This window comes from Nonomuraea sp. NPDC050383, assembly GCF_044459125.1.
GTDB lineage: Bacteria > Actinomycetota > Actinomycetes > Streptosporangiales > Streptosporangiaceae > Nonomuraea.
Genome location: NZ_JBITIP010000005.1, coordinates 170,829 through 189,425 on the forward strand (window position 1 = coordinate 170,829; position 18,597 = coordinate 189,425).

Sequence of the window (18,597 nt, forward strand, 5' to 3'; positions counted from 1 at the left end):
GCTCCCCCGCGGTCTCTGGATTGGCCCCTCAGGGGTCCCTCCCCAGGTGGCTGTGCGGGCGGGCGGACGCTCACGCGAGGTAGTTCCGCCGGCGCTCGCGCTGCCTCGTCTCGGTCATCGCGCGCTCGGTCTTGGCTGCCTGCTCGCGGAGCCTGGCCAGGTCGCCCACCTCTCGCGGCTTCTCGGGGTGGCGGAACGCCTGGGTTTCCCAGAGGCGCTCGAAGGCGTGTCCCACGACCAGGTCGACCATGTTGCGCATCTCTGCGACGAGGTCGCCGGTGCCTGTGTGCTCCGCCCATGTGTCCATGAGGTCTTGGTCGCTGGTCTCGTGGGCGTAGGTGACGGCGGCGCGTACCAGGGTCTGGTCGTTGTAGGCCAGGCCCTGCTTCATCATGTCGATCCGCTGGCCACGGTTGGCGGCGCGCACCTGGTCGAGCGCGGCCCGGAACGCGGCGTTGAGGACAGCGGCGTCGGCGGGTGAGGTGGTGTTGTCGACGCCGGCGCCGACGGGGATCTGCGATTGCAGGTATTCGAGGCGGGCGACTCGGCGGCTGCGCAGGTCGGTGAACAGACGGTCCAGCTCAGCGACGTGCGCCTCGTAGGCGTTGTTGATGGCTTCGGCCTTGGCGAGGGGTGAGGTGTGCTGGTTGAGCCGGATGTCTTCGAGGGTGTGCGCGTAGGTTTCCTGGGCGGCGAACCCGGCCTGGATGGCGGAATCCTCGTTGGTGGGGGGAAGCGGCTTGGGTACGGCCACGGTCATCTCCTTCTGGCTGCCACGAGGGCGGCGGCGTCGGCGGCTCTCCACGCGCCTCGTCGTGTCTGCCGGTAGCCGGCCTCGGTCATGAGGCGGCGGGCGTGCCGGTCGGTGACGTCGAGCAGGCCGGCGAGGCGGTCTGTGGAGACGTGCTCGCAGTCTGCGCCGATGTCCGGAGGCGGGGCGGGGGGATGTCCGGAAGGGGGGATGGCCTGGGTGAGGGCGGCGGCGCGCAGCTGGTCGAGCCAGGCGGCGAGGCCGGGCGGGACTTGGGCGCCGGCGGCGCGGTGGCGGGCGAGCTCGGCGCGGAGGATGCGCCAGACGGGCATGGCGTACTCGGCGGGCACCGGAGGGGCGGCGACCCGGCCAGGCTGTGGGGGGTGGCCGGGGCGGGGCTGGTGGCCGCTCACCGAGGTGTCCATGTCGCTAGGCGCTGGCCTTGACGGGCTGCTGGTCGAGCTGCTTGCAGGTGGCGCAGAGGCTGTAGTCGATCTGGACGGGCGGGAGCGCGAGCGCGCGGTCAGGGAGGTTGAGGACGACGGCGGGGAGCTGGAGGCCGACGAAGTGCATGGTGATGGCGCGGCGCCGGCAGTGGTCGCATTTGTGGTCTTCTGCGGTGCCTCGGGTACGGCGGACGGTTCGGGTCATGCAGGAGGCGCAGCGGATGAGCCCGGAGGCCCAGGGCGTCCAGATGGCGGGCTGTGGGGCGGTGGCGGTGAGGTGGGGGCAGAAGCCGATGTGGGCGCTGTGGAGGCCGTTGTGGAGGCGGGTGACCATCTGCTTGCCGATGGCGCCGGGGGTGGCTGCGCCGGTGGTGCCGTTGAAGCGTCGGGCGGTGTGGTGGAGGGCGGCGAGGGAGTGGTGGGTGGCGGCGGTGGCCTGGTCGAGAAGGGCAATCGCTGAGGGGGTCACGACAGGTCCTATCCGGTGTTTTCGCTGGTCAGGCGGGGTGTGTAGGGTCTTCCTGGTCTTTTTGCAGGTCAGAGGGGGTGTGTAGGGTCGTGCAGGGTTTTCCGAAACTCTCCACGCGCGCGCCCATGGGCGATTAACGGAGAACCCTGCACGACCCTGCACTTCCGCAGGTCAGCGCGTTCCTAGCAGTCATCGGCCGTCAGCAGTAAGCCCCGATAGGCGAACCCGCCGGCGCCGCGCTTCTTCTCGTGTCCGCGCTGGCCCATCGACTCGGCGAACGCCTTCTCCGAGCCCGTGTCCTCGCCGTTCGCGTAGCACCATTGAGTCCAGGCTGTGAACAGCTCCCGCGCCTTCACGTGGCCATGCGGGGTCTTGATCGTGCGCTCGTCAAGGAACCGGCCCAGGGCGTCGCTGTCGGCCTGGTACGCCTCCGTGCGCTTCCGTACGGCGTCGGGTGGATTGAGGCCCTGCCGCTGGTAGTCCAGCCACCCCTGGTAGGCCCAGGCGAGGATGGCGGGGGTGTCCGCCTTGAGCCGGTCGGGCAAGCCGCCGTCCTGCTCGCTCGCGGGGATCACGACGTCGAAGGGGACGACGAGCAGGCGGCGCCACACGGCCGGGTCGTCGCCGGATACGGCGGGCAGGTGGTTCGTCAGCATGATCAGGGTGTGCGACGGCAGGAACGTGATGGGGTTCTTGTGCATCAGGTTCGCCTCGATGGGGTCGCCGCCGACGAGCCGCTTCATGGTGGCCTCGGCGAAGCGCCGGCCCTTCTCCGTCTCGGAGCAGAAGACCAGGCGGGCGCCCCGTAACCGCATCTTGAAGGCGCCGTGCCGCTCGTGCTTGGACTCCATGAGCATCGCGGGGTCGATCTCGATGCCGTAGTCGCCGAAGGCGGCCATGAGCGCGTCGCGGGTGGTGCCCTTGCCGTTGGCCCCGGTCCCGGTGAAGATCAGCATCACGTGTTCGGTGACCTTGCCGAGCATTGCGTAACCGAAGACGCGCTGCACGAACGCGCGGACCTCGGGGTCGGGCAGGATGCGGGCGAGGAACGCGGCCCACTCGCTGCTGTGGTCGAGCCGGGGAGCGGCGCCGGCGACCTTGGTGATCAGGTCGGCGCGATCGTTCGGCCGGATGGTGCCGGTCTTCAGGTCGAGGGTCCCGCCAGGGGTGTTAAACAGGTACGGGTCGGCGTCCAGGGCGCTGGAGGCGGTCGTGATGGGCGGGAGCGCGGCGGCGAACTTCAGCATGCCCTCGGCGCCGGACGCGTTCTCGGCCTTGCGGGCGTCCTTGAGCAGGTCGTCGCGGTCCTGGCCCTTAAGGGTGATGGCCTCGCTCAGGGCGTTCTTGGTGGTCGCGACGGCGGCCTGGATGTCGGCGCGCTGGTCGTCGGCGGCCCATCGGGTGCCGTCCCAGCGGTGCCAGCCGATGCCGTGGACGTAGCGCAGGGCGTCGGCGTGCTCGGCGACGAACCGCTCGGCCATGCGCAGGTGCCCGCGATGCTGGGCGCCGGGGCCGGCCGCGGGCGCGGGGTGCAGCTGGTGGACGGTGGCGAGGTTGCCGTCGACGCCGGGCGCGATCAGGTCGCGGAAGTCGTCGCGGTCGGCGCCGCGGCGGCCGTACCCCTGCCCGGCGAGGTCCTTGGCGGCAGCGCTGATGGCGGCGGCGCTGGTCGAGCCCTGGGTGAGCAGCACGTAGGCGCCGAACTTGTCGTACGGCCTCTCGGCGTCGAAATCAGTCGAGGTGCTGAAGACATACAGGTTGTCCATGCCGCCGCGGCCGGTCGTCGCCGAGATGCCGAACGTCTTGCCGGGTCGGCACCAGTAGGTGACGCCCTGCCGGTCGGTGTAGAGCCGCGTCCAGCCGCGCGCGCCGATGATGTCGTCCCACGTGGCGCGCTCGTTGAAGTCGTCGCCCGGCCGCACACTGCCGTCGTCGTCGACGCGGGCGGGCTGGGTGAACGGCAGGGCCTTGACGGTCTGCTCGGCGGCGGGCATCTGGTCGAGCGCGCCCGCCAGGTGGTGAAGCGCGTCCCGTTCAGCCGGGGTGATGGTGGCGATCGTGGCGAACCCGCCGCTGATGAGCGTCCACGCGGCGCCGCTCGGGTGGGTGCGGCCGGCAGACGGGGCGACGACGACGAACCCGCCTTCGCCGCGCGTCTCGATGAGAACCTTGATCTTCTCCTTGGGGTTCTCGGCGAGCTCCTCGGCGGTGGCAGGCCGGGAGGCGAGCTTGGTGTTCCCGGCCACGTCGCCGTCGACGCGGTACAGGACGTGGATCCCGGCGGACGGCGTCTGTTCGGCGTAGCCGCTGGTCACCTTGCGCCACAGGTCGCCGAGCCCGGAAGCGGCGGCGATCTCGGAGAACTCACGAGCGACACCCTCGGCCATGGCCCGGCCCTCGAACTCCAGCATCTCCAGGTTGCCGGAGACGGCCCCGGTCACCACGCCCATGCCGTCGTACCGGCCGCCGCCGAACCACGCGTCGAGCTGGTCGAGGGTGGAGGGGCGGGCCTGGTACGCCTTCCAAGAGGGGCCGTCCGGGTAGGGCTGCTTGGTGCCGGTCGTGGCGGCGGGGATGACGCACAGGCCGGCAGCGTGGGCCTGGCGGGCGGCGTCGTGCAGGTGGTTCACGCGTGCTCCTGTGCGAGCCCCTGCAGCGCTACCATCGCGGTAGACACGCTGAGGGGCGTGAGGTCTGGGACGGGCTCGCGGATGGTCGCCGCGGGCCCGTTCGGCTTCTCGCGGGGCATCAGGCCGCCCCGCTCTCCATGGCCTCGCGCTCGCTCTCCCAACGCTGAAGCTCGGACTCGCGGTAGAGCACCTTCCTGCCGATCTTCACGCCCCGCGGTCCGATGCCAGCGTGGCGCCAATACCGCACCGTGGAGGGTGACGTGCAGTACCGCGCCGCGACTTCCTCGCTCGTGCGGAAGGGGTCCTTGTCCATGCTGCGCTCACCTTTCAATGCAAGTTCCGCAGGTGTTTCATCGCAAGCTAAGCGCAATCATCATCAGGATGCAACTCCTGCGGGAGTTCAACGACATTGCCCGCGCGCAGTACACACTCAACGCTCAATGCCGTACGGTCAGAGTCATGAAGCACCGTTGGCTCATCAGCGATTGGCACCCTGACGACCCCGAAGAGGATCCGGAGACGGGCGACTACCACCTCCGGGACTTGGAGCAGAAGCTGAGGCAGGACTTCGGGGGTGACCTCTGGCGCATCTGGGGCTTGAACGTGACGGTGCCTGGCGCCGGGATCGCCGCCGGCTACACCAGGAACGAGGCTGGGCGGTACGTGCTCTCAGCCGTGATGCTGGTGGGTGATGCGATCACCGCCGAGGTGCTTCGCAAGGTGCCTGTCGCGGAGTTGGAGAACTCCATCAACATCAGCGCCACCGAGGTTCGGGAGGAGATAGACCAGCTCCCACCGCTGAAGCGCGCGCCGGGCATGGACCCTGAGGACTTCTCGCGCCTTGTCGCTGAGCATTACCGCACCTGGAGCAAGGCGGTGCCGCATCCCGCCGGCGCGATGGCGGCCGACGCAGGCGTGAGCGTGGGCACCGTCCACAACTGGCTGAGAGAGGCGCGCATCCGCAAGTTCCTCCCGCCAGCGAAGCGAGGGAAGGGTAGTTGATCTGTGGCTAGCATCAAGAAACGCCCTGACGGGAAGTGGCGAGCCAGGTATCGGGACGCTGAGGGCAAGGAGCACGCCCGGCACTTCGACAAGAAGGTCGACGGTCAGCGGTGGCTTGATGAGGTGACCGCGAGCATCGTCACCGGGCAGTACGTCGATCCGAAGGCCGGCCGCGAGACGTTCCAGACGTACGCCGAGCAGTGGCGTGCGGCCAAGCCGCACCGGCCGAGCACGGCCAAGGCGGTCGAGCAGCACCTACGCCGGTACGCCTACCCCGCGTTCGGAAAGAGGCGGCTGTCGTCCATCACCACGTCGAACGTGCAGAGCTGGGCGACAGGGCTCACGAAGACCCACAAGCTCGCGCCCTCGACGGTGCGCACGGTCTTCAACACGGTGGCCGCGGTGTTCCGTGCGGCGGCGAAGGATCGGAAGATCGCGCGTACGCCGTGCGAGGACATCGACCTTCCGGCCATCCCTCGCAAGAAGATTGCTCCGCTCTCTGTTGCTCAGGTGCTCGCGCTCGCCGAGCACATGCCGAACCGGTATCGCGCCCTTGTCGTCGTCGGGGCCGGCACCGGGTTACGACCTGGCGAGCTGTTCGGCGTGCAGGTGCGGCACATCAACTTCTTCAAACGGACCCTCGACGTCGAGCAGCAAGTCCAGCAGACGACAGGACAGGGCGTCCGCGTGTGCGAGCTCAAGACGGCCAGCTCCTACAGGACCGTCCCGCTCCCCCAGGTCGTCATAGACGCCCTAGCGCAGCATCTCCGGGACTTCCCCGCCGAGCACGACGGCTTCGTGTTCACGGCGCCCCAGGGCGGCCCGATCACCTACACGCACTTCATGGACAACGTGTGGCGGCGTGCAGTGACAGCGGCGGGCCTGCCAGCCGGTACGGGTCCGCACGCTCTACGTCACGCGTACGCCTCTGCGCTCATCGCCGCCGGCGAGTCGGTGAAGGTGGTTTCCGAGCGTCTGGGACACACGAACGCGGCCATGACCTTGAACGTCTACGCGCACTTGTTCCCGGACTCTGAGGACCGGACTCGCCGAGCGATCGACGCCGCATTTCAAGATCATGCGGACTCTGTGCGGACTGGGACGGACGGCGGAACCGCTCCGCCCCAGGTCAGCCACTAGAAAACAAGATCAATCACACGTTGAAGCGGAACTCCACCACGTCGCCGTCGCGCATGACGTAGTCCTTGCCCTCGATGCGCGCCTTGCCCAGCGAGCGGGCCTTGGCGATCGAGCCGGTCTCCACCAGGTCGTCGAACGAGACGACCTCGGCCTTGATGAAGCCGCGCTGGAAGTCGGTGTGGATGACCCCGGCCGCCTCGGGCGCGGTGGCACCCTTCTTGATCGTCCAGGCCCTGGTCTCCTTGGGCCCGGCCGTGAGGTAGGTCTGCAGGCCGAGCGTCTCGAAGCCGACCCGGGCGAGCTGGGACAGGCCCGACTCCTCCTGGCCCACCGACTGGAGCAGCTCCAGCGCCTCCTCGTCGTCGAGCTCCACCAGCTCGGACTCGATCTTGGCGTCGAGGAACACCGCCTCGGCCGGGGCGACCAGCTCCGAGAGCTGCGCCCGCAGGTCGGCGTCGGTCAGCTCGTCGGCGTCGAGGTTGAAGACGTACAGGAACGGCTTGGCCGTCAGCAGGTGGAGCTCGCGCAGCTCCTCGCCGCCGAGCCCGCTCTCGAAGATGGTCTTGCCGGTCTCCAGGACCTTCAGGGCGCCCTCGGCGGCCTCCAGGGAGGCCTTCTTGTCCTTGTTGTTGCGCGCCTCCTTCTGCAGGCGCGGGATGGCCTTCTCGACCGTCTGCAGGTCGGCCATGATCAGCTCGGTGTTGATCGTCTCGATGTCGCGCTTCGGCGAGATCTCGCCGTCGACGTGCGTCACGTCGGGGTCGTTGAAGACCCGGATCACCTGGCAGATGGCGTCGGTGTCGCGGATGTTGGCGAGGAACTGGTTGCCCCGGCCCTGCCCCTCGGAGGCCCCCTTGACCAGGCCCGCGATGTCGACGAACTCCACCTTGGCGGGCAGCACGCGGGCCGAGCCGAAGATCTCGGCCAGCTTGGGCAGCCGGTCGTCGGGCACGCCGACGATGCCCACGTTGGGCTCGATGGTGGCGAACGGGTAGTTGGCGGCCAGCGCGTTGCCGGTCTTGGTCAGCGCGTTGAACAGCGTGGACTTGCCCACGTTGGGCAGGCCGACGATGCCGATGGACAGGCTCATGCGTGCTCCTTAACCGGCCGCACGAGCCCCCGGCCGCTGCTGGTGGTGGTTGCCTCACTACGCTCGCTCACGTCCAGCGAGTTTACTCGCTGACGAGACGCAGGCAGGTCACCGGACGGTAGGCCCCCGGCGCCCGCAGGTAGCGCTGCGAGCCCTTCGGGCAGCTCCCCGGCCTGGTCTCGAACGAGGTCACCCGCGCCCACGCGTCGCCTGAGCGGCATCCCACCCGGGTGATCGCCGAGCGGTTCACCGTGTCGTCGCGCGGCCGGGCCACGCACATGCCGCGGTCGAGCACCTGGCCACCGGCGCCCAGGCAGGCCACGGGGCCGGTGCCGACCGTGTCCAGCGTGCCCGAGGGGCAGGTGGCGGCCGCCGGCTCGATCGCCAGCGCCCTGCCGTACCAGCCGCGTCCCGCGCAGGACCGCTCGCGGCCGTCGAGCGTGACGCAGTCGCCGGTCCTGAGCACGCCGCCGCCGGCGCCCGGCGCGCCCAGGTGCGGGTCGAGGAAGGAGCGGACGCAGGCCGTGCGCCCGTCGCCGATCCGCACGACGTCGTCGGTGTCGTCGGGACAGCCGCCGTGGCCGGGCGGATCCGCGGCGACCGCCAGCACCTCGTACTGCCCCCCGTTGCACGGCGTCAGGACGTAACCGTGACCCGAGCCGCTGACACAGGCGCCCGGCACCCACCGGAGAGGCGGCCTGGCCGCCTCGGGGCCGGGCGCGCCCGTGCGGACCGCCGTTCCCGCCAGGACGACCACGCCCGCCACCGCGACGGCAGCCACGGCGAGCGACACCGCCGTACGCATTCCTGTAGTCATGTGGGTACTCTGCGTGACAGTCAAGGCTCGCGCAAGCGTGTCTGGCGGATCAGCGCGGACGATCCTGCCATCATCCGTGGGTGGACGTCGTCTCGCTGCTCATCGGACTCGCCCTCGGGCTCGTCGTCGGCTTCCTGGTCGCCCGTACGAGAACGGCGGTGCGGATCGCCGAGGCGGAGGCGCGGGCCAGGACCGCCGGCGACAAGCTCGCCTACGTCGAGGACCAGCTCACCGAGCGCTTCCAGGCCCTGTCGTCGCGGGCCCTCGACGTCAACAACCTGCGGTTCCTGGAGCTGGCCGAGACGCGGCTCGCCGCCACGCGCGCCGAGGCGTCCGGCGACCTCGACCAGCGCAGGCAGGCGGTCGAGCACCTGGTCGAGCCGTTGAAGGACGCGCTCGCCCGCGTCGAGGCGCAGCTGCGCGACACCGAGGCCGGGCAGCGGGCCGCCCGCGCCGAGCTGGCCAAGCAGATGGAGTTCGTCCGGCAGAGCAGCCAGGAGCTGCGCTCGCAGACCACCGCACTCGTGCGCGCCCTGCAACGTCCGGAGGCGCGCGGCCGGTGGGGGGAGCTCCAACTGCGCCGGGTCGCCGAGATCGCCGGCATGCAGCGCCACTGCGACTTCGACGAGCAGGTCACCGAGGGCGCGATGCGGCCCGACATGGTGGTGCGGCTGGCCGGGGGCAAGAACATCGTCGTCGACTCCAAGGTGTCGCTGGCCGCCTACCTGGAGGCCGCCGAGGCGTCCGACGAGTCGCTGGCCTCCGTACGCCTCGACGCTCACGCCCGGCACATCCGCGAGCACGTCGACCGGCTGGCGGCCAAGTCCTACTGGCAGGCGTTCAACCCGTCGCCGGAGTTCGTCGTCCTGTTCATCCCCGGTGAGGCGTTCCTCGCCCCCGCGCTGGAGCGCGACCCCGCGCTGCTGGAGTACGCGATGACCCGCCGGGTGCACATCGCCACCCCGACCACGCTCATCACGATGCTGCGCACCGCGCACTACGCCTGGCAGCAGGCCGCGCTCAGCGACAACGCCCGTGCCGTGTTCGAGCTGGGCAAGGAGCTGTACGAGCGGCTGTCCTCGCTGGGAAGGAACGTCGATACCTTGGGCAAGTCCCTCACCCGGGCCGTCGAGGCGTACAACAAGACCGTGGGATCCCTTGAGAGCCGGGTGCTCGTCAGCGCGCGCAAACTACACGATCTGGGCGTCGTGGACGGCGACCTCGACTCCCCCGTGATGCTGGAGGGGCTGCCGAGGCCCCTCGCCTCACCCGAACTGCTGGAAACCCCGTCTCTGATTTCCCCGGTCAACGGTAAGTTGGCCAACGGATCGCAGTAAGGGGGCGGGGCCAGTGAGTGAGAAGGGCAGGCGTTCGGGCGTCAGACTGACCGCCCGCGGCGCCATCGTGCTCGCCCTGGCCGCCACCGTGGCCGCCTACGCGGTGGCCTGGCAGCTGGACCTGCCGGTCGTGGTCGGCGTGGTGTTCGTGGCCGCCAGCCTGCTCGGCGCGCTGCTGGTCAACCGGCGTGAGCTGCTGTCGCTGGTGGTGACGCCGCCGCTGGTGTTCTTCGCGGCGACGCTCGTTGTCGAGCTGGTCCACGCGCTCGGGTCCGCCTCGCTGGCGCAGTCGCTCGCCCTCGGGCTGTACACGTCGCTGTCGGCGGGCGCGCCCTGGCTGTTCGCGGGCTCGGCCGTGGTCCTCGGGGTCGCGCTGCGGCGCGGGCTGCGCGACAACGTGCGCGAGCTGCGCGAGGAGCTGCGGGCGGGCGCCGAGACGGCCCGCCCGTCCCGCCGGCAGGCGTACGCGCCCGAGCCGGAGGGCTACTTCGAGCCCCGGGTCTACGGCTCGCCGCGCACGCAGACCGAGGACTGACCCGCGGGATCGGCTTGCGGGGCCGCCCGCGGACCGACCTACCGGGGGCCGACCTACCGGGACCGACCTACCGGGGCCGACCTATGGGATCGGCCCCCGCGGGACCGGCTCGCGGAGAGGCTCGGAGCCGGGCTCAGGAGGCGCGCAGGTCCTTGCGAAGCTCGTGGGGCAGCGCGAAGCGCATGCTCTCCTGCACCGACTCGACCTGCTCCACGTCGCCGAAGCCGTGCCGGGCCAGGTGCGCGAGCACCTCGTCCACCAGCTCTTCGGGCACCGAGGCACCGCTCGTCACGCCGACGGTGGTGACGCCCTCCAGCCACTCGTCGCGGATGAGCGAGGCGTTGTCGACCAGGTAGGCGGCGTCGGCGCCGTGGTCCTTGGCCACCTCGACCAGGCGCTTGGAGTTGGAGGAGTTGTCGGAGCCGACGACGATCACCAGCTCGGAGGCGGCGGCGATCTCCTTCACCGCCACCTGGCGGTTCTGGGTGGCGTAGCAGATGTCGTCGCTCGGAGGGTCGATCAGCGTCGGGAAGCGCTCCTTGAGCCGGGAGACCGTCTCGGTGGTCTCGTCGACCGACAGCGTGGTCTGCGACAGCCAGACCAGCTTGGCCGGGTCCTTCACCTGGACCTTGTCCACCGAGTCGAGGCCGTCGACGAGCTGGATGTGGTCGGGCGCCTCGCCGGAGGTGCCCTCCACCTCCTCGTGGCCCTCGTGGCCGATCAGCAGGATGTCGTAGTCCTGGGCGGCGAACCGCTTGGCCTCGTTGTGCACCTTGGTGACCAGCGGGCAGGTGGCGTCGATGGTGCGCAGCCCGCGCTGCTTCGCCTCGCCGTGGACGGCCGGGGAGACGCCGTGGGCGGAGAACACCACGATCTCGCCCTCGGGCACCTGCTCGGTCTCCTCGACGAAGATGGCGCCCTTGGCCTCCAGCGTCTTGACGACGTGGGTGTTGTGGACGATCTGCTTACGGACGTAGACGGGCGCGCCGTACTGCTCCAGAGCCTTCTCGACCGCCACTACGGCCCGATCGACACCGGCGCAGTAGCCACGGGGCTTGGCTACGAGGACTCTGCGGGAAGTACTGGGCTCCATACTTGGTAATGCTACGTGGAGGACGGGCAGGACGGCGCGTGCACGCCCGCTCGCCGTTTGCCACACTGGCCCTCCGATACAGACCTCCCAGGGAGACGTCATGTCCCTCAGCGACGTGATACGCAACATCGCCAAGACCGTCACCGACAAGGAGAAGGCCAAGGAGCTTCCTCTCATCGTCGTCCAGTCCACGTTGAGCGCCGCCGGGCAGGCGTTGCTGCTGGTGGACCGGATGAAGAACTCCATCAAGGGGCTGGGCTCCAGGGAGAAGGAGGAGGACGCCGAGACGCGCGCCCCGGTCGCCGGTGAGGTCGCCGCGCCGGCCGAGGAGGAGCGGCCCGCTCGCAAGGAGCCCGTCATCTTCGCACCGCGCCCGTCGAGCGCCGCCGAGAAGAACGGCACCGAGAAGGGCACCGCGGAGAAGGCCGGCACCGAGAAGGGCACCGCGAAGGCCGACGGCGCCGCCAAGGCCAAGCCCGAGCCGGTCATCTTCGCCCCGGCCAAGCCGGCCGCCGAGACCACCACCTCCTCCACCGCGGCCGAGCCCGTTACGTCCGAGTCCGTGGCCGCGCCGGAGACCGTGACCAGGCCGGAGAGCGCGACCGCCGAGCCCGCCGTCGCCCCGGAGCCCGCCGCCGCGCCTGAGCCGGCCGCCGCGGCCGAGCCCACCGCGGGCACGGAGCCCGCCGAGGCCGTCAAGCCGGTCAGCGTCGAGCCCGAGCCGTCCCCCGAGGCCAAGACCGAGCCCGAGGCCGAGGTCAAGGCCGAGGCTGAGCCCAAGGCTGAGGTCAAGGCCGAGGCCGAGCCCAAGGCTGAGGCGAAGCCGAAGAGCACGACCAGGCGCACCGCCAAGCCGAAGGCCGAAGCCGAGCCCGCCGCCGAGCCCTCCGACGAGCTCGCGGCGAAGCCCGCCGCCGCCAAGCGCACCGCCAAGCCCCGGGCGCAGGCCAAGCCGAAGGCCGCCAAGAGCGCCCCGGCGGCCGAGCCCGCCGCCGAGCCTGCCGGTGCGCTCGCGGAGGCCGCCGCCGCGACCCCCGAGGCCGTGGCCGGCATCGAGCCCGGCGCCGCGTCCCCGTCCGAGCCGCTTCCCGGCTACGCGGACCTGACCGTGGCCTCGCTGCGCGCCAGGATGCGCGGCAAGTCGGCCGAGCAGATCACCGGTCTGCTGACGTACGAGCAGGCCACGGCCGCCCGGCCCGAGGTGATCAGGATGTTCGAGAACCGGCTGGCCAAGCTCCAGGACGGGGAATAGCCGCCACGGCCCCGTAGTCTTCCGGCATGAGCACGAAGACCTCGCCCGAGTCCCCGCTGCCGATCCGCACCGTCCTGCAGATGGTGGGCGGCTGGATCGGCAAGCTGGGCACGGTGTGGGTCGAGGGCCAGATCACCGACCTGAGCGCGCGCGGCGGCACGGTGTTCCTGACGCTGCGCGACCCGGTGGCCAACGTGTCCGCGCGGGTCACCGCTCCGCGTGGCGTGTACGAGGCGGCCGTGCCGCGCCCGGCCGACGGCGCCCGCGTGGTGGTCCACGTCAAGCCTGACTTCTGGGTCAACAGAGGGTCCTTCGCCTTCACCGCGCTGGAGATCAGGCCGGTCGGCGTGGGCGAGCTGCTGGCCCGGCTGGAGCGGCTGCGCCAGTTGCTGGCCGCCGAGGGGCTGTTCAACGCCGACCGGAAGCGGCGGCTGCCGTTCCTGCCGGGCACGGTGGGGCTGATCTGCGGGCGTGACTCGGCGGCCGAGCGCGACGTGCTGGAGAACTCCCGGCGCCGCTGGCCGGCCGTGCGCTTCAAGGTCGAGGAGGTGGCCGTCCAGGGCCCGTACGCGGTGGGCGAGGTCACCGAGGCGCTGCGCAAGCTGGACGCCGACTCGTCGGTGGAAGTGATCGTCATCGCCCGTGGGGGCGGCTCGCTGGAGGACCTGCTGCCGTTCTCGGACGAGACGCTGGTACGGGCCGTGGCCGCCTGCCGTACCCCTGTGGTGAGCGCGATCGGGCACGAGCAGGACAGTCCGCTGCTGGACCTGGTGGCCGACGTGCGGGCCTCCACGCCCACCGACGCCGCGAAGAAAGTGGTGCCGGACGTCGGCGAGCAGCTCACACTGGTGCGCCAGCTCCGCGACCGCGGGCGGCGAGTGGTGGGCGGCTGGCTCGACCGGGAGATGTCGTGGCTCACCTCGGTCCGCTCACGGCCGTCGCTGGCCGACCCGGTACGGGAGCTCGAACGACGGGCGGAGCAGGCCGAGGCGCTGCGCGACCGCGCCCGGCGCTCGCTCGCGAGCTCGCTGGACCGGGCCGAGGACTCGCTGTCGCACCTGCGGGCCCGCCTCGTGGCGCTGTCGCCGGCCGCCACGCTCGAACGCGGCTACGCCATCGTCCAGCACCCCTCGGGCGACGTGGTGCGCCTGGCCAAGGACGTCTCGCCGGGGGCGCTGCTGACGGTCCGCCTCACCGACGACCGGCTCACGGTCCGCGCCCTGTCGCCGGAGGAAACCGTGTCGCCGGAAGAGACCCTGTCGCAGGAGGAGACCCTGTCGCAGGAGGAGGACGACTCCCCCGGCGAGGTCACGGACGCGCCCAAGCCGGCCAGGGCGCGCAAGCCCCGGACCGCGAAGCCGCCCGCCGGCGCGAGCTGACGCGCGCCGCTATCCGTCCGTCGCATGCGGGCACGGGCCGGCACGGAGAAGGGTTTCGGCCAGCGCGTCGAATCCCGACTTGACGGCCTCGACCGACATGCCCCGCTCGTCCAGCTGGAAGCGGATCAGGTGGGCGTTGGCCGGGGCCAGCAGCGCGTCGGCGAGGAAGCCGGCGTCGAGGTCCGGACACGCCTGGGCGACCAGCGTGGCCAGGTGCGTGTGGTGGATCCGGTACGGTCCGCTGAAGCGCCCCTTGGCCGGCCCGATCTCCAACTGCAGGAACATGTCCTGCTGCGCCACGATCCGGTCCACCAGCGCCCGCAGGAAGGCGCGGACGCGCGCGGCAGGCGGCGCTCCGGGCCCCATCGGCGGCGGCCCGGTCATGAACGCGGCCTGGAAGCGCCGCTCCTGCTCGTCGATGAGCGCCCACAGCAGCCCGGTCCTGTCGCCGAAGCGGCGGTAGACGGTGCCCACGCCGACGCCTGCCTCGCGGGCGACCTCGTCCAGGGAGAGCTGCCGGGCGCCGCACTCGGCGATGAGCCGGGCGGCCACGTCGATGATCCGCCGGCGGTTGCGGGCAGCGTCGGCGCGCTCGGGCTGGAGCTGCCCGACCACGGGGAGGAGCTCGCGTCCGCACACGCCGCGAGCATACCTCCGGCTTGTAACCGGAATTTTCTCCGCTTAGGCTGTGCTCCACTCAAGCGAGACTTTTCCGGTACAAGGAGCGCAGTCATGGCCAGCGATTTCAACCAGCAGGTGATCGAGGAGTTCCGCGCCAACGGCGGGAAGGTCGGCGGCATGTTCGAGGGCGGCAACCTGGTGCTGCTGACCACCACGGGCCGGAAGAGCGGCAAGCAGGTCACCTCGCCGGTGATGTACCTCAAGGACGGCGAGCGGATCGTCGTCGTCGCGTCCTACGCGGGCGCCGACCACCACCCCGCCTGGTACCTCAACCTGGAGGCCAACCCGTCGGTCACGGTCGAGATCGGCACGGAGACGTACCAGGCCAGGGCGGAGATCGTGGAGGGCGACGAGCGCGACCGGCTCTACGCGCGCATGGTGGAGGTCGCCCCGGGCTTCGCCGAGTACCAGGCCAAGACCGAGCGCCGCATCCCCGTCGTCGCTCTGGACCTCCAGCCCGCCTGACCCGGCACGAGGACCGGAGGCCAGGGGACGAGGAAGGCTAGAAGGGGGCGTCGTCGTCGCGGGCCGCCCCCGCGTCGGTGCGGCGGGCCATCGCGGCGGCGAGCTTGACCCTGGCCCCCTGCAACCACTCCTCGCAGATGGCGGCCAGCTTCTCGCCCCGCTCCCAGAGCTCGATCGACTGCTCCAGGGTGAGCCCGCCGGTCTCCAGGCGGCGCACCACCTCGGTCAGCTCCTCGCGGGCCTGCTCGTATGAGGGTGCCTTCTCGTCTGCCACGTCACCACCCTAGGGTCACCGGGACGTGGGCGTGCCCGACCCGCCGCTCAGCTCTTCGGGCGCTGCTGGAGCGTGGCGGCCAGCTCGCCCAGCTCGGGCCAGTCGGCCGTGCCCGTGACGACCAGTGTCACGTCCGGCAGCACGCGGACCAGCGACCGCTGCTTCTTGTCCTCGCGGAAGCGCCGCTCCCACGGCTGCCCGGCCACCTGCTGGGTGCCGATCGCCTTGTCAGTGTTGGCCATGCGGCTTGCGAACCCGGCGGCCGGCTTCTCGTCGCTCTGGGCCAGCATGGCGTGCTCCCGCTTGGCCGTGGCGTAGCCGAGGTAGAGGACCTGCGCGCCGTTCTCGCCCTTGGCGATGCGGTTGCTGTTGGGGACCCAGCCGGCCGGGTCCTGCCTGGGCGCCCACACCTGGTACGGCACGGCGTGGCCGAAGTTGGCGACGGTGATCGTGTACTCGCGCCTCGGGATGTGCTCCTGCCGGCTCTGTGGGGCGACCAGCAGGAACAGGCCCGCCGCCCCCAGGCAGACGAACAGCGCTACCGCGTAGCCGTAGAACCCATCGGTGAACCGTCGCACACTTCGCGAGGTTACCCGCTGGTGGTGCCGGTCGCCGAAGCGGCCGGTCGGATCTGCCCGATGATGGCGAGCACGTCCTCGGCGAGCTTCCGGTCGCCGGTGCGCACCACCTCCGACACCGCCGCCGCGAGCGCGCCGGTGATCACCACGACCAGGGCTCCCTCGTCGTCGTCGAACAGGGCGGCGTTGCGCTCCGCCCACTTGCGCAGCCGGTCGCGCATGACCACCTCGAAGCCGGGCGGCCCGTCACCGCGCAGGAACAGCGCGGCCACCTCCCGCTCCTCCAGGCACCCGTCGAGGTAGGCGCGGGCGGCGCGGATGAACACCCGCATCGGGTCGGTCTCACCCTCGGCGCGCGCCTCGCGGGCGGCCTGGCTGGTGCGCTGGGCCTGCTTGGCCTGGAACTCCTCGAACAGCGTGAGGTAGAGGTCGGCCTTGCCGGAGAAGTGATGGTAGAGGCTGCCCACGCTGGCGTCGGCCCGGCCCACGACGTCGGTGACGCCCGCCTCGGCGAAGCCCTTGGAGACGAAGACCTCCCGGGCGGCCTTGAGTAGCGCCGTGCGCGTGGCGGCGCCCCGCTCGGAGGTGCGGGCTGTGACCGGCTGTTCCACATCGCTGCTCATGGCAGGCACATTATCCTCCGCTGTCCGGGGATACATGGACAACTACCATCGACTCAGTTGTCCACGAGGAGGGCCTGCCATCATGTCCGATCAGACGTCCGTACCCCCAGCTCTGGCGACGGGCGAGCACGCCCCCGACCGCAACCTCGCACTGGAGCTGGTACGCGTCACCGAGGCGGCCGCGATGGCCGCGGCCCGCTGGGTCGGGCGGGGTGACAAGAACGGGGCGGACGGCGCCGCGGTCAACGCGATGCGCCAGCTGATCAACACGGTCTCCATGAACGGCGTGGTCGTCATCGGCGAGGGTGAGAAGGACGACGCCCCCATGCTGTTCAACGGCGAGCAGGTCGGCGACAGCAGCGGCCCCGAGTGCGACGTGGCGGTCGACCCCATCGACGGCACCCGGCTGACGGCGCTCGGCATGCCCGACGCGGTGTCGGTGATCGCGGTGAGCGAGCGCGGCTCGATGTACGACCCGTCGGCGGTGTTCTACATGGAGAAGCTGGTCACCGGGCCGGAGGCGGCCGACGTGGTGGACATCGAGGCTCCGGTCTCGGCCAACATCCAGGCCGTGGCGCGGGCCAAGGGCTGCTCGGCCTCCGACGTCACGGTGGTGGTGCTCGACCGGCCCCGGCACGAGCAGCTCGTCAAGGAGATCCGGGAGACCGGGGCGCGCATCAAGTTCATCGTGGACGGCGACGTGGCGGGCGCCATCATGGCGGGCCGCGTGGGCACGGGCATCGACCTGATGATGGGCATCGGCGGCACTCCCGAGGGCATCGTGGCGGCGTGCGCGCTCAAGTGCCTCGGCGGCGTGATCCAGGGCAAGCTGTGGCCGCGCGACGACGCCGAGCGGCAGCGGGCCATCGACGCCGGGCACGACCTCGGTCAGGTGCTCACCACCAACGACCTGGTCAGCTCCGACGACGTGTTCTTCGCCGCGACGGGCATCACGCAGGGTGAGCTGATGCAGGGCGTGCGGTTCAGCAAGGGCGTGGCGATGACCAGCTCGCTGGTGATGCGCGGGCGCTCGGGCACGATCCGCAAGGTCGACAGCGAGCACCAGCTCTGGAAGCTCCGGGCCTACAGCGCGATCAACTTCGACACCGCGGGCTGAGCCGCCCCGGGGAGCCGGCGGTGTCAGCGGCGCCGCTTGCGGCGGGGCGGCTCCTTGACCTTGACCTCGCCGGCGAAGTTGGTGGTGCGCACCTCCACCACGGGCGCGCCGGGCTCGGTGGGCTGCTTGGTCAGCCGCACGGTCTTGTCCTTGGTCACCCGGATGACCTCCAGGTCTTCCGGGACGTGGATCTCCAGCCCGCCGAAGACGAGCGTGGCGTTGATGACGATCCGCTGGTTCTGCAGGATGGCGTCGCGCAGGTCGAGCTTGGTGGTGCCGAACATGGCGGTCACGTCCAGCTCGGCCGGCACCACCCAGCGGCCGCCGCGCTGCTCCTGCTTGAAGAACGCCGACACCGGCCGGCCGTCGAGCCGCAGCGGCTGCTCCTCCTCCGGCAGCAGGTCGGCGGTGAGGCCGGCGAGGTCGCCGAGGGTACGCGCGGAGTAGACGACGCCGAGCCGCTCCTCCAGCTCGTCGAGCGCGAGCCGGCCGTCGGCGTGGGCGTCCTGGAGGACCTGCGCGATGCGCTCGCGGTCGTCGTCGGAGGCGCGCAGCTCGTGCGGCTGCGGGTTGTCGGGCCTGGCGGGACGCCGGGCGCTGATCCACTCCTCGGCCAGTCGCTCGCCGACCTCCTGCAGGCGGGGCAGCCAGGCTCCCGGGCGCTCGTTCACATCTCGACGATATCCGGCGGAAGGCCCGTTCGCTCGCCACCGCCGGTCCGGCCAAGGTGACGACTCCGTACGAGTCCCGGTTTCGTACGGTCATGCGGCCCGAAGGACGGTCATGCGGCCCGAAAAACAGTCATGCGGCCCGAAAAACGCTCATGCGGCGCGAAGGACGGTCATGCGGTGCGGAGGTACGGAATCTGGCGGCGGGCCGGCCCGTTGACCGGAAGAGCCGACCGGAAGAGCGCCCGCA

21 protein-coding genes are annotated in these 18,597 nt (G+C 71.0%); 8 read left to right on the forward strand and 13 right to left on the reverse strand.

The genetic code is table 11. The features are described from left to right. Positions 1 to 70: 70 nt before the first annotated feature. From ACIBG4_RS14925 to ACIBG4_RS14945, 5 genes are all read right to left on the reverse strand, one after another. Entirely contained in the window at positions 71 to 754 is a 684-nt protein-coding gene (locus ACIBG4_RS14925) for a hypothetical protein (RefSeq protein ID WP_397202245.1), read from the reverse strand. Positions 755 to 756: 2 nt separating this feature from the next. Further along, positions 757 to 1,176: a hypothetical protein gene (locus ACIBG4_RS14930; RefSeq protein WP_397202246.1), complete on the reverse strand. Its 420-nt coding sequence runs from the start codon at positions 1,174 to 1,176 to the stop codon at positions 757 to 759. A 4-nt stretch (positions 1,177 to 1,180) separates the two neighbouring features. Continuing rightward, entirely contained in the window at positions 1,181 to 1,666 is a 486-nt protein-coding gene (locus ACIBG4_RS14935) for a hypothetical protein (protein WP_397202247.1), read from the reverse strand. A 182-nt stretch (positions 1,667 to 1,848) separates the two neighbouring features. Beyond that, positions 1,849 to 4,296, reverse strand: coding sequence for a phage/plasmid primase, P4 family (locus ACIBG4_RS14940; RefSeq protein ID WP_397202248.1), 2,448 nt, complete (start codon positions 4,294 to 4,296; stop codon positions 1,849 to 1,851). Between the two features lie 118 nt (positions 4,297 to 4,414). After that, complete coding sequence (locus tag ACIBG4_RS14945) at positions 4,415 to 4,609, reverse strand: helix-turn-helix transcriptional regulator (RefSeq protein ID WP_397202249.1); 195 nt, start codon at positions 4,607 to 4,609, stop codon at positions 4,415 to 4,417. A 68-nt stretch (positions 4,610 to 4,677) separates the two neighbouring features. Between ACIBG4_RS14945 and ACIBG4_RS14950 the strand changes: the two genes are divergently transcribed. Together ACIBG4_RS14950 and ACIBG4_RS14955 are read left to right on the forward strand one after the other, a co-directional pair. Further along, complete coding sequence (locus tag ACIBG4_RS14950; protein ID WP_397202250.1) at positions 4,678 to 5,298, forward strand: hypothetical protein; 621 nt, start codon at positions 4,678 to 4,680, stop codon at positions 5,296 to 5,298. A gap of 3 nt (positions 5,299 to 5,301) precedes the next feature. Then, positions 5,302 to 6,438, forward strand: a complete 1,137-nt coding sequence (locus tag ACIBG4_RS14955; RefSeq protein WP_397202251.1) for a tyrosine-type recombinase/integrase — start codon at positions 5,302 to 5,304, stop codon at positions 6,436 to 6,438. Positions 6,439 to 6,451: 13 nt separating this feature from the next. Here ACIBG4_RS14955 and ychF read toward each other — a convergent pair whose 3' ends face one another. Continuing rightward, positions 6,452 to 7,528 (reverse strand): redox-regulated ATPase YchF, encoded by a 1,077-nt coding sequence (gene ychF, locus ACIBG4_RS14960; RefSeq protein ID WP_310709757.1) that lies wholly within the window; start codon positions 7,526 to 7,528, stop codon positions 6,452 to 6,454. Positions 7,529 to 7,610: 82 nt separating this feature from the next. Continuing rightward, positions 7,611 to 8,345, reverse strand: a complete 735-nt coding sequence (locus ACIBG4_RS14965) for a hypothetical protein (RefSeq protein ID WP_310709756.1) — start codon at positions 8,343 to 8,345, stop codon at positions 7,611 to 7,613. Between the two features lie 80 nt (positions 8,346 to 8,425). On the opposite strand from ACIBG4_RS14965, the gene ACIBG4_RS14970 reads away from it, so the two are divergent. After that, positions 8,426 to 9,682 (forward strand): DNA recombination protein RmuC, encoded by a 1,257-nt coding sequence (locus ACIBG4_RS14970; protein WP_397202252.1) that lies wholly within the window; start codon positions 8,426 to 8,428, stop codon positions 9,680 to 9,682. A 13-nt stretch (positions 9,683 to 9,695) separates the two neighbouring features. Continuing rightward, the gene (locus ACIBG4_RS14975) at positions 9,696 to 10,217 is read left to right on the forward strand and encodes a DUF6542 domain-containing protein (protein ID WP_310709754.1); all 522 of its coding nucleotides are present in this window, start codon (positions 9,696 to 9,698) and stop codon (positions 10,215 to 10,217) included. A 133-nt stretch (positions 10,218 to 10,350) separates the two neighbouring features. Here ACIBG4_RS14975 and ACIBG4_RS14980 read toward each other — a convergent pair whose 3' ends face one another. Beyond that, a complete protein-coding gene (locus ACIBG4_RS14980; protein ID WP_355452100.1) occupies positions 10,351 to 11,310 on the reverse strand; it encodes a 4-hydroxy-3-methylbut-2-enyl diphosphate reductase in 960 nt (319 codons plus the stop codon). A 100-nt stretch (positions 11,311 to 11,410) separates the two neighbouring features. Between ACIBG4_RS14980 and ACIBG4_RS14985 the strand changes: the two genes are divergently transcribed. Together ACIBG4_RS14985 and xseA are read left to right on the forward strand one after the other, a co-directional pair. Beyond that, entirely contained in the window at positions 11,411 to 12,562 is a 1,152-nt protein-coding gene (locus tag ACIBG4_RS14985; protein WP_397202253.1) for a hypothetical protein, read from the forward strand. Between the two features lie 26 nt (positions 12,563 to 12,588). Beyond that, complete coding sequence (gene xseA / locus ACIBG4_RS14990) at positions 12,589 to 13,941, forward strand: exodeoxyribonuclease VII large subunit (protein ID WP_397202254.1); 1,353 nt, start codon at positions 12,589 to 12,591, stop codon at positions 13,939 to 13,941. A gap of 9 nt (positions 13,942 to 13,950) precedes the next feature. Here the strand turns inward: xseA and ACIBG4_RS14995 are convergent, their stop codons facing one another. After that, complete coding sequence (locus ACIBG4_RS14995; RefSeq protein ID WP_397202255.1) at positions 13,951 to 14,580, reverse strand: TetR/AcrR family transcriptional regulator; 630 nt, start codon at positions 14,578 to 14,580, stop codon at positions 13,951 to 13,953. Positions 14,581 to 14,673: 93 nt separating this feature from the next. Here ACIBG4_RS14995 and ACIBG4_RS15000 point away from each other — a divergent pair, with 93 nt between their 5' ends. Continuing rightward, a complete protein-coding gene (locus ACIBG4_RS15000; RefSeq protein WP_397202256.1) occupies positions 14,674 to 15,087 on the forward strand; it encodes a nitroreductase family deazaflavin-dependent oxidoreductase in 414 nt (137 codons plus the stop codon). 37 nt (positions 15,088 to 15,124) lie between these two features. Here the strand turns inward: ACIBG4_RS15000 and ACIBG4_RS15005 are convergent, their stop codons facing one another. Genes ACIBG4_RS15005 through ACIBG4_RS15015 form a run of 3 tightly spaced genes read right to left on the reverse strand, consistent with a single transcriptional unit; the run spans position 15,125 to position 16,562 of the window. Continuing rightward, the gene (locus tag ACIBG4_RS15005; protein WP_310709748.1) at positions 15,125 to 15,361 is read right to left on the reverse strand and encodes an exodeoxyribonuclease VII small subunit; all 237 of its coding nucleotides are present in this window, start codon (positions 15,359 to 15,361) and stop codon (positions 15,125 to 15,127) included. Positions 15,362 to 15,408: 47 nt separating this feature from the next. Beyond that, entirely contained in the window at positions 15,409 to 15,939 is a 531-nt protein-coding gene (locus ACIBG4_RS15010; protein WP_397202257.1) for a DUF4245 domain-containing protein, read from the reverse strand. Between the two features lie 11 nt (positions 15,940 to 15,950). Continuing rightward, positions 15,951 to 16,562 carry a TetR/AcrR family transcriptional regulator gene (locus tag ACIBG4_RS15015; RefSeq protein WP_310709746.1) on the reverse strand — a complete coding sequence of 204 codons (612 nt, stop codon included), beginning with the start codon at positions 16,560 to 16,562 and terminating at the stop codon, positions 15,951 to 15,953. Positions 16,563 to 16,644: 82 nt separating this feature from the next. Here ACIBG4_RS15015 and glpX point away from each other — a divergent pair, with 82 nt between their 5' ends. Beyond that, positions 16,645 to 17,679: a class II fructose-bisphosphatase gene (gene glpX, locus ACIBG4_RS15020; protein ID WP_397202258.1), complete on the forward strand. Its 1,035-nt coding sequence runs from the start codon at positions 16,645 to 16,647 to the stop codon at positions 17,677 to 17,679. A 23-nt stretch (positions 17,680 to 17,702) separates the two neighbouring features. Here glpX and ACIBG4_RS15025 read toward each other — a convergent pair whose 3' ends face one another. Then, positions 17,703 to 18,350: a DUF1707 domain-containing protein gene (locus ACIBG4_RS15025; protein ID WP_310709744.1), complete on the reverse strand. Its 648-nt coding sequence runs from the start codon at positions 18,348 to 18,350 to the stop codon at positions 17,703 to 17,705. Between the last annotated feature and the right edge of the window lie 247 nt (positions 18,351 to 18,597).

Bases quoted from the DNA above. Each gene is read 5' to 3' on its own strand.
- ACIBG4_RS14930 (WP_397202246.1), bottom strand. From the start codon at position 1,176: ATGGACACCTCGGTGAGCGGCCACCAGCCCCGCCCCGGCCACCCCCCA.
- ACIBG4_RS14945 (WP_397202249.1), bottom strand. From the start codon at position 4,609: ATGGACAAGGACCCCTTCCGCACGAGCGAGGAAGTCGCGGCGCGGTAC.
- ACIBG4_RS14950 (WP_397202250.1), top strand. From the start codon at position 4,678: ATGCAACTCCTGCGGGAGTTCAACGACATTGCCCGCGCGCAGTACACA.
- ychF (WP_310709757.1), bottom strand. From the start codon at position 7,528: ATGAGCCTGTCCATCGGCATCGTCGGCCTGCCCAACGTGGGCAAGTCC.
- ACIBG4_RS14965 (WP_310709756.1), bottom strand. From the start codon at position 8,345: ATGACTACAGGAATGCGTACGGCGGTGTCGCTCGCCGTGGCTGCCGTC.
- ACIBG4_RS14980 (WP_355452100.1), bottom strand. From the start codon at position 11,310: ATGGAGCCCAGTACTTCCCGCAGAGTCCTCGTAGCCAAGCCCCGTGGC.
- ACIBG4_RS14985 (WP_397202253.1), top strand. From the start codon at position 11,411: ATGTCCCTCAGCGACGTGATACGCAACATCGCCAAGACCGTCACCGAC.
- xseA (WP_397202254.1), top strand. From the start codon at position 12,589: ATGAGCACGAAGACCTCGCCCGAGTCCCCGCTGCCGATCCGCACCGTC.
- ACIBG4_RS15000 (WP_397202256.1), top strand. From the start codon at position 14,674: ATGGCCAGCGATTTCAACCAGCAGGTGATCGAGGAGTTCCGCGCCAAC.
- ACIBG4_RS15015 (WP_310709746.1), bottom strand. From the start codon at position 16,562: ATGAGCAGCGATGTGGAACAGCCGGTCACAGCCCGCACCTCCGAGCGG.
- glpX (WP_397202258.1), top strand. From the start codon at position 16,645: ATGTCCGATCAGACGTCCGTACCCCCAGCTCTGGCGACGGGCGAGCAC.